Raw genomic sequence first — 15,416 nt, 5'->3', positions numbered from 1 at the left:
GTTGGCTGCTCCCAGGCCGAGCGAAGCGACGGCCCGAAGCTCCCCCGCCCCTCTGGCTGCGCCGAGGAGCGCAGCGTTTCGCGGATCAGGGCTCGCAGCTGTTTGAGCCGCAGGCGAGTTCTGCGAGACCCCGCGAAACGTGAGCACCGCAGGTTGCCCGCAGCGAAGCGGAGGGTCGCAGACAGTGGGGTCGCCTTTTCTTTGCTTACTTTCTTTTGGCGAAGCAAAAGAAAGTAAGTCCGCCGCCGGGCGGAACTCCCGGCCTCGGGAAAAAAGAGAAAGCACCGCCCTCATTCCCCACCCCCAAGAAACAAAGCGTCGAACTGCAAATCCCGAGGCAACCCTGTCGCCAACATCCGAACCCCGCCCTCCACCCCAGGCGTCTCCATCCAAAGCGAAGCCCCCGCCAGCGGCAACTCCAGCGACCGGTCATCAACGGAAGGCTCATCAGCAGCACTAGCGAACAGCCGCCCCAGCGCCGCATCAAACCGCAGCGCATCCAGATCACTCTCAAGCCCTTCAAGCACAGCCAGCGTCCCCAACGCCCACCACCGAAGAGCAGCAGCAAGCGCCTCCCCACTCAGAACACCAGAAGCAACGCCTTCATCCAACTCAACAGCCAGAGTGAACGGAAAGTACCGCCCCACCCCATCCACCGAAGGCATCAACACCCCCATCCACGACCGTTCCCCCACCACCTGCGCCCCCAGCGCAAAGCACCACACAGGCGCCTCCAGGTAGTGAGCAGTCCAATCCGCATGCCGATCCTTCAGCCTCGCCAGGCCACGCTGCAACCACGGGTCCCACACCGAGCGAAACGACTCCGGCAACCGCCGATGCGCAAAGTCCCCCATCCCCGGCAACTTCCCAAACCAGCCAGGAAGTTCATCGGAAACGAAGAGCGAAGAAGAAGAAGAAGAAGAAGAAGAAGAGGCCAATCTCACAACCCCTCCGGACAAGAAAACTCCCGCAACTCCTTCAACCGAATCGGATGCTGCACGCTGTTCGTCGTCACCTCGAACCGCGTCTTCCGCGCCCCCACCTGGAAGGTGATGAAGAACTTCTCCGGCGCGTCGCCAGCTTCCAGCTGCCCGTCATCCAGCGTGCGGAACAAAGCCCAAGGCCCATCCATCGCCGACCCCGAACTCCCGGTGGTCGACGGCGGGCTGACTTGAACGCGCACCTGGTTGCTGCCCTTCGGCCCCGGCCACTGCACCGCCATCGGCACCACCGGCCCATGCGCGTACTTCACAAGCTGCCCGTCCACGTCGAGGATGAACTGCGTGATGCCCGCGTCCATCTCCACCGGCTTGAAGTCCAGCCGCATCGACGGCCCGCGCCCGCCGCCGCGGAAGAAGATGTCCTTGATGCGCGCCGCGCGCTCGAACTGCGCCAGCGCCTGCGTGGTGACGGCGCCGCGCTCGGCCACGGGCTTGTAGCGCCACGGGCGGGTGCTGGTGTCGACCAGCGCAGCCAGGCGCTTCTGGAAGAAGTCGTCCATCAAGCCGCCAGCACCGAACATCTGGCCGAAGTCTTCGGGCAGCACGTCGCGCTTGCTGCTTTGCACGAACGGGTAGCGGCCCGCGATGGCGCGGGTGCAGAACTCGGTGACGGGGCGCAGGTCCTGGCTCAGGTTGCCGCGCTCGGCCACCTGCGCCTGCGTGGCGCCGGTCTGGCTCAGGTTCTCGATCATGCTGCGCACCGGCTCGGGCAGGCGGCCCGCGTCCGACTTGAGCTTGCCAGCCACGTCACCGGGCGGCGGCGAGGTGCGGCCCTTCACGGCGGTGTCGACGGCGTTGAGGTACACGTACACCTCGTTGAAGAGCTTGAGCGCATCGTCGATCGGCGCGGGCTGGTTCGGGCCGCCGGCGGTGACGAGGCGGCGCAGCGATTCAAAGCGGTCGTCCACGATGCTCTCGATGCGCTTGCCCGGCGCCACCTGCTTGCCGGGGTCGCTGCCGAACAGGTCTTCCAGACCCTTGCGCGTGTTGCGCACGGTCTCGGTGGCCTTGCTCACGACGTCCTTGTTGGCATCGGCCGCGGGAATCAGCGTGGTCTGCTTGACCACCGCACGCAAAAAGTTCGCGAGCGGCGAATCGACGCCCGACAGGATGCGCGCGGTCTCGATGTTCTTCTCCAGGCCGCTGACGCGGATCAACCGCACGTCGGCCAGCAGTGCTTCCCACTGCTTGACGTACTCCTCGAGGTAGAGGCGACGCACGCGGTCGGTGAGCGCGCCGAGCGCCGCGGCATCGCGCAGGCGTTCACTGGCGTTGCGGTCCTGGCCGAGCACCCACGGGTCTTCGGCGGCCAGCAAACCGGTGAGCACCACGACCTCGTTCTGGAAGCGCTTGTGGTACCCGTCGTAGGTGAACATGCCCGGCACGCCCTCGCTCAGCGGCTTGCCGCTGATGCGCTCGAACACGAGCGGGCCCGACGGGCCGGTGGCCTGCGCCACGCTGAAGCCCGGAATGTCCTTGGTGGCGCGCTGGCGCTTGAGGCGGCTGAACACGCGCTGCTCCAGCGGGTAGCTCGCGAGCACGGCGCGCACGCTGCGCACCAGGTTCTCGTCCATCTTCAACGGCGAGCGCGGCGGGCCTTGGGCGATGAGCACGTCGAGCTGGTCTTCGAGCGCCTTGCGCTGGTCTTCGGGAATGCCGCGGTCGAGGTTGCGCGCCCAGTCGAGCGTGATCCAGGCCTTCAGCGCCTCGGGGTCGAAGCGCTCGGGCTGGTAGAGCATCAGATAACTCTTCAGGGCTTCGTAGGTGAACTCGAGGTTGTCCTTCTGCGCGGTGCGCAGCTGGTCCTCGATGCGCTTGGCGATCTGCGGCAGAAAGGCGTCGTTGAGCGCGCGCTGGTGCGTGAGCATGGCGGCGGCGTCGAGCTTGTCGCCCTGGTACAGGCCCAGCGTCATCGACAGCGGCTCGTCGCCCTGGCGGTTGTCGGGCGTCTTCCAGATGTCGCGCAGGCCCTGCAGCACGGGCGCGACCTCGACCAGGTTCTGCACGCGCGTCGGCAGCGCGGCCAAGGTTTTCTGCGCGGGCTCGACGCGCGCCTCGACCGACTTCAGGTAGTTGTTGTTCTGCCAGGTGCTGTAGCCCCAGGCCGCGAGCAGTCCGACGGTGACCAGCGTCATCGCGGCCACGCCCGCCAGGCGCAGCGTGTTGCGACGGCGCTCCAGCTTCACGTCGGCGCCCGCGAGACGCTGCTCGGGGAACACCACTTCGCGCAGCAGCGCGGTGAGGAAGTAGCTGCGCCCGCTCGACTTCTGCGGCGCGAGCATGGCGCGCTCGATGCCGAAGCTGCGCGCCAGGCTGCCCATCACGCGGTCGATCGGGCTGCCCTCTTGTGTGCCGCTGGTGAAGTACACGCCGCGCACCCACGGCGGCTGTGCAAAGCGCGAGCCGGTGAACACCTGTTCGAGCAGATCAGAGAGCAGCGGGCCGACCGAGCCGAATTGCGCCGGAAAGCCGAAGATCGCCGCGCGGCGCGTGCCGTCGGTCTCGCGCTGCATGCGCGCGATGAGGCCGTCGTTGATGCGGTTGTGCAGCAGGCCGAACTCGCGGTGGAACGCGGCCGACAAGCCCTTCTCTTCACGCTGCACGTTCTCGTCCGCCGGCAGCGTGAAGCCGAAGACCTGCGCGCGCTGCTCCTTGCCGAGGTCGTCGAAGTAATCAGTGAAGCCGTAGAGCAGGTCGCTCTTCGTCACAAGCACGTACACCGGCAGGCGCGTGGTGAGCTTGCCGTCGAGCTCGAGCAGCCGCGCGCGGATCGAGGCCGCGAGCTGCGTGCGCGCCTCGGGGCCCTGGCTCAGCAGGTCGCCCACGCTCACCGTGAGGAACACGCCGTTGAGCGGACGGCGCGGGCGCGCCTTCTTCAGCAGGCCGAGGAAGCCTTCCCACGCGCTCTTGTCTTCCGACTGGTGGCTGTCCTGCGTGGTGTAGCGCCCGGCCGTGTCGATGAGCACGGCCTCGTCGGTGAACCACCAGTCGCAGTTGCGCGTGCCGCCCACGCCGCGGATGGCGCCGGGGCCGAACTTCTCGGCCAGTGGAAAGCTCAGGCCCGAGTTGACGAGCGCCGTGGTCTTTCCCGCGCCCGGTGCGCCGATGAAGACGTACCACGGCAGGTCGTACAGGTAGCTGCCGCCCGAGATCGACAGCCAGTCGCGCCAGCCCGGCTTCTTGCCGGCGGCGTGCAGTCGCATCTGCTTGAGCGTGGCGACGGCTTCGCTGAAGCGCGTGTCGAGGATCTTCTGTTCGCCGTCGACCGGTGCACCGGTCTTGGCGGCGGCCGGCGCCTTCATCAAGCCGTCGGTCAGGTGCTGACTGGCACGGCGCGCACGCCAGCGGCGGTACAGCGCGCGCAGCACGACGATGAGCACGATGACGCCGATGACGATGGCGCGCGTCATCTCGCCTTCGAGCGGCGCGAGCGAACCGATCTTCACCAGCGGGCCGATCCACCAGATCAGCAGTGCGACGACGATCAGCGCCAGCAGCGTCAGCAGCAGCGGGCTGAACAGGAAACCGAAGATTTTCTTGATCATTTCGTTGCTCCTGGAACGGGAGCAGCAGCAGCCACGCGCTCGGGTTCGGTCAGCAGCACGATGTCGACGCGGCGGTTGCGCGCGCGGTTGGCGGGCGTGTCGTTGGCCACCACGGGCTCGGCGTCGGCCTTGCCGTCGGAGCGCATGCGCGCCGGGTCGACCAGCGTCGTGAGCGCGCCCTTCACCGCATCGGCGCGCGCGGCCGAGAGGTGCCAGTTCGACGGATAGCGCAGCGAGCGGATCGGCTGGTTGTCGGAGTGGCCGGTGATGAGCACCTCGCCCTTCACCTCGGCCAGTGCCTGGCCGATGCGGCGCAGCACCGGCAGCGACGCCGCCATCGGCTCGGCGCTGCCCGAGCCGAAGAACGAATCGCCGCGCAGCCGCACCACGCTGCGGTCGGCTTCGTCGGTCACGGTGACCAGCCCCTGTTTGATCTCGGGCTCGAGAAAGCGCGCGAGCCGCGGCGACTTGGCCGGCACGGCGGGCGGCGCGATCTGGATGTTGGGCACGCGCAGGCTCGACACGGCCGCGTAGGTGGTGTCGGAGCGGTGGTTGAGCGTGAGCCGCAGGCCGAACCACGCGAGCGCCAGCAGCAGCGCAAAGCCGGCCGCGAACACCCACAGCGGCAGCGACTCGCGCAGCCGCACCGTGCCCGCGCCCTGCCCGCGCCAGTGCGGCGACAGCTCGGGCTCGACGGCCGGGCGGTCTTTGGCGATGAGGTCGGCCAGGCGCTGGCGCACCGAATCGAGCTGCGCGCGGCCGTTGTCGACCACGCGGTAGCGGCCCTCGAAACCGAGTGCGAGCACGCTGTAGATCAGCTCTAGCAACTGGCGGTGCGTGGGCACATCTTGTGCGAGCTTGGCGAGCAGCTGAAACACCTTTTCGCCGCCCCAGGTCTCGTTGTGGAACTGCACCAGCAGGCTCTGCTTGTTCCAGCCGGCCTGCACGCCCCAGGGCGTGTTGGCGACCGCCTCGTCGAGCGCCGTGCACAACACATAGCGTGCGGCCAGCACCGACTCGTTGCCCACGCCCGCACGGCGCGCCGCGGCATCGAACTGGTTCACGGCGTCGGCGGTGGACGCGCGCAGCGCCGGCACGTTGGGCGGCTGTGCGAGGTTGCGCAGCTTGCCGATCAGCACCAGCAGCTTGCCCGCGGCCGAGACCAGCGGATTGAGCAGGCCGATCTCGCCCACATCAGCCACCGGCGTCGGATCGGCGCCGCCGAAGAACGGCGCGGGTGCAGCAGCCGGCGGCGTGCCGCCCGGCGTGCGCGGCTTGGGCTTGATGACCGTGCGCTCGGACTCGAAGGCGGCAAAGGGGTCGGGAGGGGTGCTCATGGTGATGTTCCGTTTCCGTCAGCCACAGGCGGCTAGGAACGAATGGCCCAGAACGCCAGGTCGAGGCCGGGGAAATCGCCCGCGATGTGCATCGCGATGCCGCCCGATTGCTCGAGCTGGCGCCACAGGTCGCTGTTGCGCGTTTCGAGTTCGAAGTAATTGGCGCCCGTGTGAAAGGGAATCTGGCGCGGCGCCACCGGCATCGGCGTCAGCGTGACGCCCGGCAGCGCGAGGTTCACGAGATCGCGGATGCGCTCGACCGGGCCGATCTTCACCTGCGTGGGGAAGCGCGCGCGCAACGCCTCGCTCGGCATGTTCGCGCTCACCGCCAGCACGAAGGTTGCCTTGCGCTGCAGCTCCACGTCGGTCACCACCGCCACGCGCACGCCGTGCTTGCGGTCGTGCAGGTCGATGCGGATGGCCGACTGCTCGAACACCATCGACAGGCTGCGGCGCAGGTCGTCCATCACCGGACGGAAACTCAGCGCGAGGTCGTCGTGGATGTAGGGCCCGAAGCGCGCCACGCGGCGCGTGTCGCGAAAACTCGCAAGGTCGCCGGCCAGCCCGAGCGCATGCTCGAAGAAATGCTGCGGGTGCAGCATCGCGCTCTTGGCCAGGTGCGCAAAGATGGCTTCGTTGCGGTTCACCGCCTGCAGCAGCATGAAGTCGGCGATCTCGGCCACGCCGCCGGTGCCCCCTTGGGTCATGCGCCCGGCCAGCGCCTCGCCACGCTGGCGCAGCAGGCCCAGCAGCTCGTCGAGCCATGCACGGATCACCGCATGGCCGGCCACGTCGAGCAGCGGCGGCAGCATCGCGCGGTCGAGCTGCACCTGGTTGTCGACCCGGCGCTCGACCACGCGGGCCACGCCCAGCGTCGCCCAGGCGTCGGTCGCTTCGCTGGCACGCATCAGGCGCGTATGGAGCTGGCCGAGTTGCAGCATCGCGGTGCGCTCGCCGGCCGTGTTGGAGTCGGGCACGTCCGACTCCAGCACGCGGTGGCGCACCAGCTCTTCGTATTCTTCAGCGTCCGCTTCGCGCGCCCCGGCGCGGCGCAGCGGCAGTGCAAGCACCACGGCTTCGTCGCGCATGGACGCGGGAATGTCGATGGGCTCGGGCAACGGATCGACCGCCGGCATGTCGAACACCGTGCCATCGCCGAAGATGCCCACCGCCCGCACCAGCGCCAGCTTGCCCAGCGTGAGCGCCGCCGCGTCGATTTCGACCTCGGCGAATCCCCAGGCGTAGGGCGTGGTGGTGCGCAACAGCACATGCCGCGCATGATCGGCATGCCGCTCGCTTTGCTGCAGGTGCTGAGGCTGCAACAGCATCCCCTCGCTCCAGACCACTTTGGTTCGCCAACTCATCCGCACTCCGTCTACGGCAAGGGTGCCGGGAAGTAAGAAGAAACACGAAGTTTCCGGCGCGGGGGGCGGGAGGCAAATCCGCCTTAAGGCCTAGCTAATGGCCTAGGTGGGGCGGGAGGGGGTACGGCGAAGGGAGTAGATGCGGGGCCGGTCGTGGACTTGACGCTCTGGCAAGATGCGGCCGGAAAGTGCCACCGGCGCCCAAGATCGATCAGAACTGGGGCGCTGGACCCAGTCACAAGTTCCGGCAGGTATTGGTGCGCAGGTCGAGTTCGTTGATCAGCCGCCCGATGGCGCCCCCTCGATCTCTTTCGGCCGCTCGGATTTCTGCGCCGGCCACACCGTCAGGCGGTTGAAGAACAGCCGCACCAGATACATCAAACCTCCGGCGGTGGACCGGGGCGCAGCCTGCGGTAGGTGTCGGCGCGAAGGTCCAACTCGTTGATCAATCGACCGATGGCTTGCTTGATCTCTTCGGGCCACTCGACCTTCTGTGCGGTCCAGACGGTCAGGCGGTTGAAGAACAACCACAGTATGTACAGCGGCACTGTGACAGGCATGCTGATGTACTTGAGCAAGGTCTTCCAAGGCTGCTCTTTCCAGCGCCGCCCCGGTTGGTCAAGAAAGGGGACGACCGCACCGAAGTCACTCCAGGGCACATACGCGCCAGTGTTCGACACCGGAGGGAACTCACCCTGCACCAGCGGCGCAGCGCCTTGCTCCATGTAGCGACGGATGTACTCCCACAGGGATGGCACGAAGTCGACGCTGGCGAAGGTGAAGCTGTCGACGATGGTCGGGTCGTCCTTGCTCTTGCGCACCAGGAAGACAAGGTGATGCACGCGGCTGGCCGTGGCCGTACTGGCTTGCAGCGTGGTGTGATGTTCAGCGTCGACCAGGTCCCAGTCGTAAGCAACGAGGCTGGAGTTGCGAGGACCGAAGAAGCGCCAGCGGCGAGCACCGGACTGGGTGACCTTGTAGACCTTGCGATGCTTGCGGTCGAAATAGAGCGGACTGTCGGCGGGGGCGAAGAGTTCTAGGTAGGCGAAGAATGCAAAGAAGGACCAGGAGCCGATGTAGGCGAAGGCCATACCTCCGTACGCTTCGTTTCTTATCGCGCTCCCTAGCACAAACGCAGTGAATAAGTACGTGCCAAGCACACCTGTTAAGAAGCAATGCGTCAGGTAGTACCCCCCTCCCCCCGTCAGGTAGACCCTCTGAAACTCGATGGCATCTGGGTAGACGCCTGTGAGCTTTCCCCCGTGTCCGGCTGCTCCGGTGGCACTTTTTCTTTTGTTGGCATAGCGCTCTACAAGCCCGATGACCTTGCCATCGGTGCGATCCTCATCGGTGCTGCGCCCGCCGGTGTTGATGCCGCCAATCATCGAAAGCCGCCCACGCCATCGCCTCCGAACGGTGGTAGTCGAGGTGCTGGCGCAGCAGGTGGCCCCGGATATTTTTTGAGAAGGCGTTGGTCCTCCTCGTCGGCCATGGGCTTGTGGACCATCTCAGCCACCAGTTGGTACTCCAGCAGTTCCCTCTCCATGTTTCCGTAACGCCGCTCACTGTCATGGCCGAAGTAACCAGGTGCGATCCAACGTTGCAGGTCGGAGCGTTCGTACAACACGGCCCACATAGTGGAGGCCACGCCGACGATCAACAGCACCCAGCCCACGCCGGAGGCCTGCGTCGAAGCCGAGTCCCGTTCAAGACGGCTCACGTTGTTCTGCGCCATGTGTAGCCACCCTCCCGGTAGTACGCGGTGTTTTTCACTTCGTCCCGCCGTTTTTTCGCTGTGCTTTCGCCGGCTATGGCACGCGTGCCGGCCATCGCCGCGCCCTCGAAGCAACCCTTGAGGCCGGAAAGCAACTGGTTGGTCATCAGCGGCCACGCGACGTCGAGTGCGAGAAGCGCTTCTTTGTCTCGCCTGTCCCGTGACGTGCGGATGCCGTTGAGATCCGCGGCCAGTCCCACGGGGTCTGGAATGGGAACCGCCATCGGCTTGCCTGGATGACCTTCGCTCTCAATAATGAAAAACCCACGGAGGCGGCTCGAGTACGTAGGGAACGCCGGTTTTTTGTTTGATGCGTTCTCGCGCAGCGCGGCTCACCCTATGCAAGTCCATTTCTGCAGGCGCCGTGAAGCCAAACGCCGCAAGAATCGCTGTGGTCGTGGGACCAAATTTTTTGAAGGGTGCGCGGCCGAGCACGTTTACCACAAGAATCATGGTGAACATTGCAGCGAACGCCGAAAAATAATGCCAAGCTTGATATTGTTCGGGATGACTATTGTGGAAATACACAAACGCGATAAATGTCGAAGCACCGATGAGCGACAAAATCAACGACCACTTCCATTTGCTTTTGTGTTGCGCAATCTCCCCCCGTTCGTGATACGGCGGCATCCATAGCAGACGCCGTGCGGGACTGCGCGCCGCGGCAACCACATACCCAGCACTCGTTGGGGTGACCACAAACACAAGCTCCTCGCCTTCTTTGAAGCTGGCGCTGTGGAAGCACCCCATCAGACGTTTTCCGTTGACCAAACAAGTGAAGTAGTCCACCGAAATTTCGATTCCGCTGCTGGCCATGAGCAGGTTGGTGGACTGAAGCAGTTGCCCCATGGCCGCTGCGCCCATGGCCGCCGCCTTGATGGAATTTTTGCCCGTCTGGTTGAGCACGAAGTCTTCTTCGCCTCTCGAGATTTGAAGCTCGGAAACCACCCCCTTGATGAGTTGGTACTGATGTGACGCTGCGCTACTCATGTCACATCCTTTAATGCTTCGTAAAAGGCGTCTTCCTGTTCCTTGATCGTAGTAAATCGTTTGTTCTTTCCAAATGCGCATTGATCGCTCCAGGATTGGAGGGCGTTGTCGCTGAAGTACCAAATTGCCAAAGTAATGACCAATGAGAACAAGGAGAACCCGATACCGAAAAATAGCAGTGCGGCGCGCCATAAATACAAACGCGCTACCGATGTGCTGAGGAAACGCGCGACCGCAGACACCGGAAATCTTGTGCTGAGTGCCTTCATAGCGGGAGCTGTGTAGGAGAGCGCGGCAAGAAAGGAGAAGCCACCAGCAAACGCATCGGTCCCACTTCGGAGGTAGTACGCCAAGCTCAATTTAACTCTGCCCTGATCTACCGCACGTTCTGCCTCCGCCAAACTCATCTTCACCGAAATAATCGCTGCTCCCGCGCTGAGTAGCCCACCTCCGACTTTGAGCATCTGGTAGCTCATTGCCGCGTCCTTCGCTGCTGCCAATCCCTTGATAGCAGTGGCCCCCAGATCAAGCACACTAGCGCCTACGCTGAGCTGAGCGGCAAGGAGTTCGGCTTTGATCTTTTCCCGCTTCTTGGGATCGACTTCTTTGTCTGCATCGCTCGAAAGTTTCCATAGAAACAAGCCCTGAAGCATCAACACCACGATGCCGAAGCGTGCTTCCTTTGCCTCGTTGAATGCGCCGGGCTTCCCCTCAGCATTGAGTCGAGGCGTATCCGCCTCAATCTTCAATTTTCCCCAAGCGTTTTTCAGGTCCACATAGCTGTTTCTCAGGTCTGGCGAGGATTTACCGAGAGACAGCAACAACATGGCTGCTGTCCGGCCCTCCTTGACGTGACGAGCTTCCGCAATGAACAAGCCCATGGTGGCTGCGTGTCCGTAACCCGTTCGTGCCATAAGCATGCCTACCACCAGTTTTTCAGCTAGGTTGTCAATGCCCTTTCGCATGAAAGGCACGAAGAAGCGATCCCCTACCGACATCAGGATTTTTTCCAAGCCACCTGTCGGAATACGCTTGACTCCAGCTTTGTTGAGCTGGCTATGCAAGGTGAGTCCCTTTTTGGACAATTCGGCGAGCTTTGCGATGTACTTGGTACTGCCTTCAGCTGCCACCAGTGCTTGTTCTGTGAGCGGTGTGTTTGTGTGAGCCGAGGCTGCAGCAAGGGCCTGCTGCACGGCCGCCTTGCCTTCGTCATGGTTCAAGGCAATTGCACGAAATAAGACGTTTTCGCTCGTGATACGGTGAATGGCTTCATTGACCCAGGCACTGATTTTTTGTGCGCTGGCTTTGCACGAGCCCAATCCATACAGTGCGTCTCCCACCACGTTTTCGAAACACACGCCGTCGGCAAGGTCCGTGGAGTCGTAGTCTTCCAGGGCGGTGAGAAAAAGCTTGGACTCGATCCATGCCAACAATGGTTTGCTGCGCCCTTCCATCAAGTCGTGGGCCTTGGCTGACAGGCCATCCCAGTGCTCTTTGAACGTGTCTACCGCGCCCGGTTTGAGGTTGTCCTCATAGGGTAGCCAACTGCCTGCGAGTTGCGCGGTTTCGTAACTTCCTGCGCCCTCTGTACCGACTACAAGTTTGTGCTGGCGTTCGCTCTGTATATCGGCAAGCTCCTTCTGCCAATAAGCATCACCGGGGTCGCGCTGCAGCCCGATCTTCGCCCGGGTTTCGCGAACGTCGAGTGGATCGGGCGCTTGATTGATCCGATTGACGTGCTGCTGAGCGAGCTGACTGGTGCGCTTCGCCAGGGCCGCCTTTGCCCCGTCGATGAGCGCGAGGGCGGATATCTGCAATTCCCGCTCTTTGCCGTATTTGGCGACCCAGCCCGCCGCATCGCCCCTGAACCCATTGAGCTCATGAACCATGCCCACCGCATCGTGCAGCGCAAGGATGATGCCGGCCTTGCTGTGACCGTTTTCGTCCTCGGTGCGCGAGCGCATCAGTTGGGGCTCGTTGAAGGCGTCTCCTGCACGCACCGCAAGCTTGTAGCGCGTCGAGACGGTCTTCAGGCGGTCGCTGTCATAGGCGCCGCCTTCCCCGGTGCTAAGGGTCGGGACCTTCTCGGCGAAGGGTAGGGTGTCGTGAGTTACCCCGGGCTTGTATTCGAGGATGTGCTGCAGATTGCCTGGAGGAGCGGCGGTCAGCCGTGGCCCCTTGGGCGATTTCAGCAATGCCTTCGGGTCAATGCACTGCATGCGCTTCTGGCGAAGTGCAACATCTTGCGCGTAGCGGTTGCGGGTTGCCTCGGTCCACCGGTGTTCGCTGAAGGCAATCCATACCGGAGGGCTCTTGTGTGGCTCCATCACGATGACCTGGCGCAGAAGTGCGCCCAGATGAGCCGAGCTGTCGCAAGCGGGGTGCTCGGCCGGAGGAGCCGCATCGTCGGGCTGCGACGGGAACACAGAGCCATCATCAAAGACGGTGTAGCAGAGCCATTGCACTTCACCTACGCTGGTGATGTGGCGTTTCTCGTAGTACAGGTACAGATAGCCCGCACGCAGGATGCGCAGGGTGTACTTGAATTCGTTGCCCAGCGCAGACAGGGCCGGTTCACGCTGCTTGGGGTCCGAAAACCCGATAGGGCCCGCGGGGTCATCGGCCCATTCAGGCAGGGTAGGGATGACAGCAGTACGCCAAGGTGCCGGTGCATAGCGCACGGGCAGGATGGCAAGGCCGGAGGATTGGCAGTGTTTGCATTGGCTGCTGCTCATGAGCGGATTCCGGATGGGTTTGTGAGTTGCTCGGGACGAGGTGTCATGAGACGAGGCGTCAGGCCGCAGCGGCAGGCGGTTCGACGTGGTTCAGTTGAGCAACCACCCGCTGCCAATCGGACGCACTCAACGCATGGAGCCAACCCGCCAGATCAAATGGCGCGCCGTCTTTGCGGGCCGCAACCATTCGCTGCGCGAGGTGGTTGCGCACCAGCGTGGATGTGTCGAAGCGGGGGTGGTATGCCATGGCGCAATACGCCACGGCCTGCAGGTCGATCAGGTCGCGCCAGCCGGCGTTGTCTGTGGTACGGATAGCGGCGCAGGCGCCATCACGGGCGTTGTCCACATCGAGATCGGCCAGCTCGGCAAGCGAGTTGTCTTGCAACGAGCGCTGCAGCCACTTGCGCAACGCATGATTCAGCGGTTGGATATGCGGCACGGACGTCCATTGGTCGGGCGTAAAGCGCATGTCAAGGGCGTACGGCACCGCTTGAGGGGAGTGCATCGGCGCATCGGCCCGCAGAGCCTGAAGCGCGTGCATTTGGCCATTGGGCTTGAGCATCCACCAGCCTCCAACGTAGGCCAACCATTGGCTTTGCTGCATTGAATTGAACAAGGGCCACAGCGCCCACAGCACCGCTGGGTCGTGCAACCGGACATGCACCGGCCGCCCGTTGAGGTATGGGTGGTGCGTGGGCAGATTGGGACGGGTCTGTACCAACAAGCCCGCCATGTGCAGGGCCTGGACCCGAAGAGCATCGGGGATGGACTTCGCATTTGGCGGAGAACAGACCCAGGCACATACGCGACGGCCGTTGTTGTGCCTGAGTGCATCGGGATGCAGTTCGTCGAGCGCCGTTTCCACACTGGCGCGTAGCAACTGCTGCCCCTTGGGTGTTGTGAGATCGGCCTGCAGCCACAAAGGACAGCGTTCGACACCAAGGTCATAGCCGGGGATGGCAACCTGCACGGGCATGCGTTCGGCCAGATCGATCCACGCGGCGCCGGTTTCATCTTCATCCACCGGATTCATGGCGGGCTCGAACAAGATCCAGACAGAGCGATGCGTGGGATGTCGAGTCTTGATCTGCGCAAGCAGTTCGGCATGCGGTTCGCTCGGCACGGGCGGAGGTGCACTTCTCACAGAGCCCGCGTTCATAGTTCGATCCCGCCGGACTGGCTGCCGACGGCAGCTTGGCTCGCCGGGCCACAGCCCTTGAACGTTTGCGGACTCAGCGGCAACTTCGCCGGCCCCACCTTGACATGACTCGCCGCATGCTCGATCCATCCACCCGGCGTTCCGTGCAAGATGTTTGTGCTGCTCCACTCGGTGAAACTTCCACCACCGTTGACCACCACTTTGATCGGTGCGGTGATGCGGATCTCGCTGGTGGTGCTTGTGATGCGGACGGCCTTCTTGGCGGTCAGATTCATCGCATCCTTGTGGGCTTCGATCTGGAACTTGCCGTTGCCGGCGATCCACTTCATGCCGCCTCGGAGTGCAAACAAGCGGATGCCGTTCTTGGCGCTGACGAGAAGCCGTTTCGCCGCACTGATGCTGGTATGGCCCTGGCTGCTGATCGCGATGTGTTCGCCGGCTTGCAGATGAAAGCTGCCGGGCGTGGTGGCAGCGAAGCCGGCGGCGCTGGCGAGTACCAACTGGGCTTCAGTGAGTTCGGGGAATCGGCCTTGGGCCTTGTCACCACCGCTGCCCTTGATAGCGTCGTTCTGCGCTTTGAGCGCCTGGACCACCAGCGCTTGGTCTTCGCCGCCGCTTTGAGCTTTGGCTGTCGCTGCCGCTTCGGCAAGACCTTCGTGCTGATCCTGCGCGGCCTTCAACCGCTGCGTCGTCTCCCCCATGTCTTTGGCATGGTTCGCAGCGTTGCCTCTTGCTTCGGTCGTGATGAGCATCCCGTCCTGCGCCCTGAGCACCCCATGGGCATCAGTCCTCAGTTCGAACCCCTCACCCCTCGGGTCTTTTCTGCCTGCGTTGTCCTCGATGCGCGTGATGGCCCCCAGGCTCAAGCTTGAACTCTGGTGATCACTCTTGAGCTGCGCCTGGATTTTCTCGGCCGTGTCGTCCAGGATCAGATGATTGGATCGGCCCGCCGCACTGTTGCCCCCGCCTTCCGTCAGCTCCCGGCTCCTGAACCCGCTGAGCGCACTCTGCCCCGGCAACGCCCACGGCGGCAGGTTCACCTGGTTGTGGACTCTTCCCATGCAGATCGGCAGGTCTGCATCTCCCGCAATGAAGTCCACGATGACTTCCTGACCAATGCGGGGAATCTGGATCCCCCCGAGCTGGTTGCCCGCCCACGGCGAGCTCACCCGAACCCAGCAGCTGCTGTGCTGGTTCTTCTCTCCCAGCCGGTCCCAGGGGAACTGCACCTTGATGCGCCCCAGCTCGTCGGTCCACAGGTTCTGCCCCTCGGGGCCCACCACCAGCGCCACCTGGGGGCCGACCATCGCGGGCTTGGGTTGGGTCGGCTCGGGGCGCAAGGGCTCTGTAACGGGATGGGCCGTGAAGTCGACCTGCACGCGCCATTGCTGCTTGCGATCGGCGGTGGCTTCCCGGTTCTGGCTGTCTTCGGCCACGTCTTCGATAAGGAGGCGGGTGTCCAGAATCAAGTACGCGGCATTGGCCGATTCCCTGGGGTGCTTCTTCAGCTG

11 protein-coding genes are annotated in these 15,416 nt (G+C 63.8%); all 11 read right to left on the bottom strand.

Annotation, left to right across the window (positions count from 1 at the left end; all coding sequences use genetic code 11):
• Window positions 1–290 precede the first annotated feature (290 nt).
• Window positions 291–944 (bottom strand): type VI secretion system-associated protein TagF, encoded by a 654-nt coding sequence (gene tagF, locus AAG801_RS32330; RefSeq protein ID WP_341892084.1) that lies wholly within the window; start codon window positions 942–944, stop codon window positions 291–293.
• A complete protein-coding gene (gene tssM, locus AAG801_RS32325) occupies window positions 941–4,546 on the bottom strand; it encodes a type VI secretion system membrane subunit TssM (protein WP_341892083.1) in 3,606 nt (1,201 codons plus the stop codon). Before tssM ends, tagF begins: the two co-directional genes overlap by 4 nt.
• Window positions 4,543–5,883, bottom strand: coding sequence for a DotU family type VI secretion system protein (locus AAG801_RS32320; protein WP_341892082.1), 1,341 nt, complete (start codon window positions 5,881–5,883; stop codon window positions 4,543–4,545). Before AAG801_RS32320 ends, tssM begins: the two co-directional genes overlap by 4 nt.
• Window positions 5,884–5,915: 32 nt before the next feature.
• Entirely contained in the window at window positions 5,916–7,247 is a 1,332-nt protein-coding gene (gene tssK, locus AAG801_RS32315; RefSeq protein ID WP_062481388.1) for a type VI secretion system baseplate subunit TssK, read from the bottom strand.
• Window positions 7,248–7,624: 377 nt separating this feature from the next.
• Window positions 7,625–8,632, bottom strand: a complete 1,008-nt coding sequence (locus tag AAG801_RS32310) for a DUF6708 domain-containing protein (protein ID WP_341892081.1) — start codon at window positions 8,630–8,632, stop codon at window positions 7,625–7,627.
• Complete coding sequence (locus tag AAG801_RS32305) at window positions 8,629–8,982, bottom strand: hypothetical protein (protein WP_341892080.1); 354 nt, start codon at window positions 8,980–8,982, stop codon at window positions 8,629–8,631. Before AAG801_RS32305 ends, AAG801_RS32310 begins: the two co-directional genes overlap by 4 nt.
• Window positions 8,964–9,245, bottom strand: a complete 282-nt coding sequence (locus tag AAG801_RS32300; protein ID WP_341892079.1) for a hypothetical protein — start codon at window positions 9,243–9,245, stop codon at window positions 8,964–8,966. Before AAG801_RS32300 ends, AAG801_RS32305 begins: the two co-directional genes overlap by 19 nt.
• 25 nt (window positions 9,246–9,270) lie before the next feature.
• Complete coding sequence (locus AAG801_RS32295) at window positions 9,271–10,011, bottom strand: putative type VI secretion system effector (protein ID WP_341892078.1); 741 nt, start codon at window positions 10,009–10,011, stop codon at window positions 9,271–9,273.
• On the bottom strand, window positions 10,008–12,746 hold the full coding sequence (locus AAG801_RS32290; RefSeq protein ID WP_341892077.1) for a T6SS effector BTH_I2691 family protein: 2,739 nt from the start codon (window positions 12,744–12,746) through the stop codon (window positions 10,008–10,010). The genes AAG801_RS32295 and AAG801_RS32290 overlap by 4 nt, the downstream gene beginning before the upstream one ends.
• A gap of 58 nt (window positions 12,747–12,804) precedes the next feature.
• Window positions 12,805–13,869 (bottom strand): hypothetical protein, encoded by a 1,065-nt coding sequence (locus AAG801_RS32285; protein WP_341892076.1) that lies wholly within the window; start codon window positions 13,867–13,869, stop codon window positions 12,805–12,807.
• Between the two features lie 32 nt (window positions 13,870–13,901).
• The coding region (gene tssI / locus AAG801_RS32280; RefSeq protein ID WP_341892075.1) for a type VI secretion system tip protein TssI/VgrG at window positions 13,902–15,416 on the bottom strand (1,515 nt) is incomplete at its 5' end.

Source organism: Variovorax sp. YR752, assembly GCF_943372545.1.
This window is presented reverse-complemented; position numbering and strand designations above follow the sequence as displayed.

What these genes read in the sequence shown, in the direction of transcription:
- tssM (WP_341892083.1), bottom strand. Translation starts at nt 4,546, where the DNA reads ATGATCAAGAAAATCTTCGGTTTCCTGTTCAGCCCGCTGCTGCTGACG.
- AAG801_RS32320 (WP_341892082.1), bottom strand. Translation starts at nt 5,883, where the DNA reads ATGAGCACCCCTCCCGACCCCTTTGCCGCCTTCGAGTCCGAGCGCACG.
- tssK (WP_062481388.1), bottom strand. Translation starts at nt 7,247, where the DNA reads ATGAGTTGGCGAACCAAAGTGGTCTGGAGCGAGGGGATGCTGTTGCAG.
- AAG801_RS32310 (WP_341892081.1), bottom strand. Translation starts at nt 8,632, where the DNA reads ATGATTGGCGGCATCAACACCGGCGGGCGCAGCACCGATGAGGATCGC.
- AAG801_RS32305 (WP_341892080.1), bottom strand. Translation starts at nt 8,982, where the DNA reads ATGGCGCAGAACAACGTGAGCCGTCTTGAACGGGACTCGGCTTCGACG.
- AAG801_RS32300 (WP_341892079.1), bottom strand. Translation starts at nt 9,245, where the DNA reads ATGGCGGTTCCCATTCCAGACCCCGTGGGACTGGCCGCGGATCTCAAC.
- AAG801_RS32295 (WP_341892078.1), bottom strand. Translation starts at nt 10,011, where the DNA reads ATGAGTAGCGCAGCGTCACATCAGTACCAACTCATCAAGGGGGTGGTT.
- AAG801_RS32290 (WP_341892077.1), bottom strand. Translation starts at nt 12,746, where the DNA reads ATGAGCAGCAGCCAATGCAAACACTGCCAATCCTCCGGCCTTGCCATC.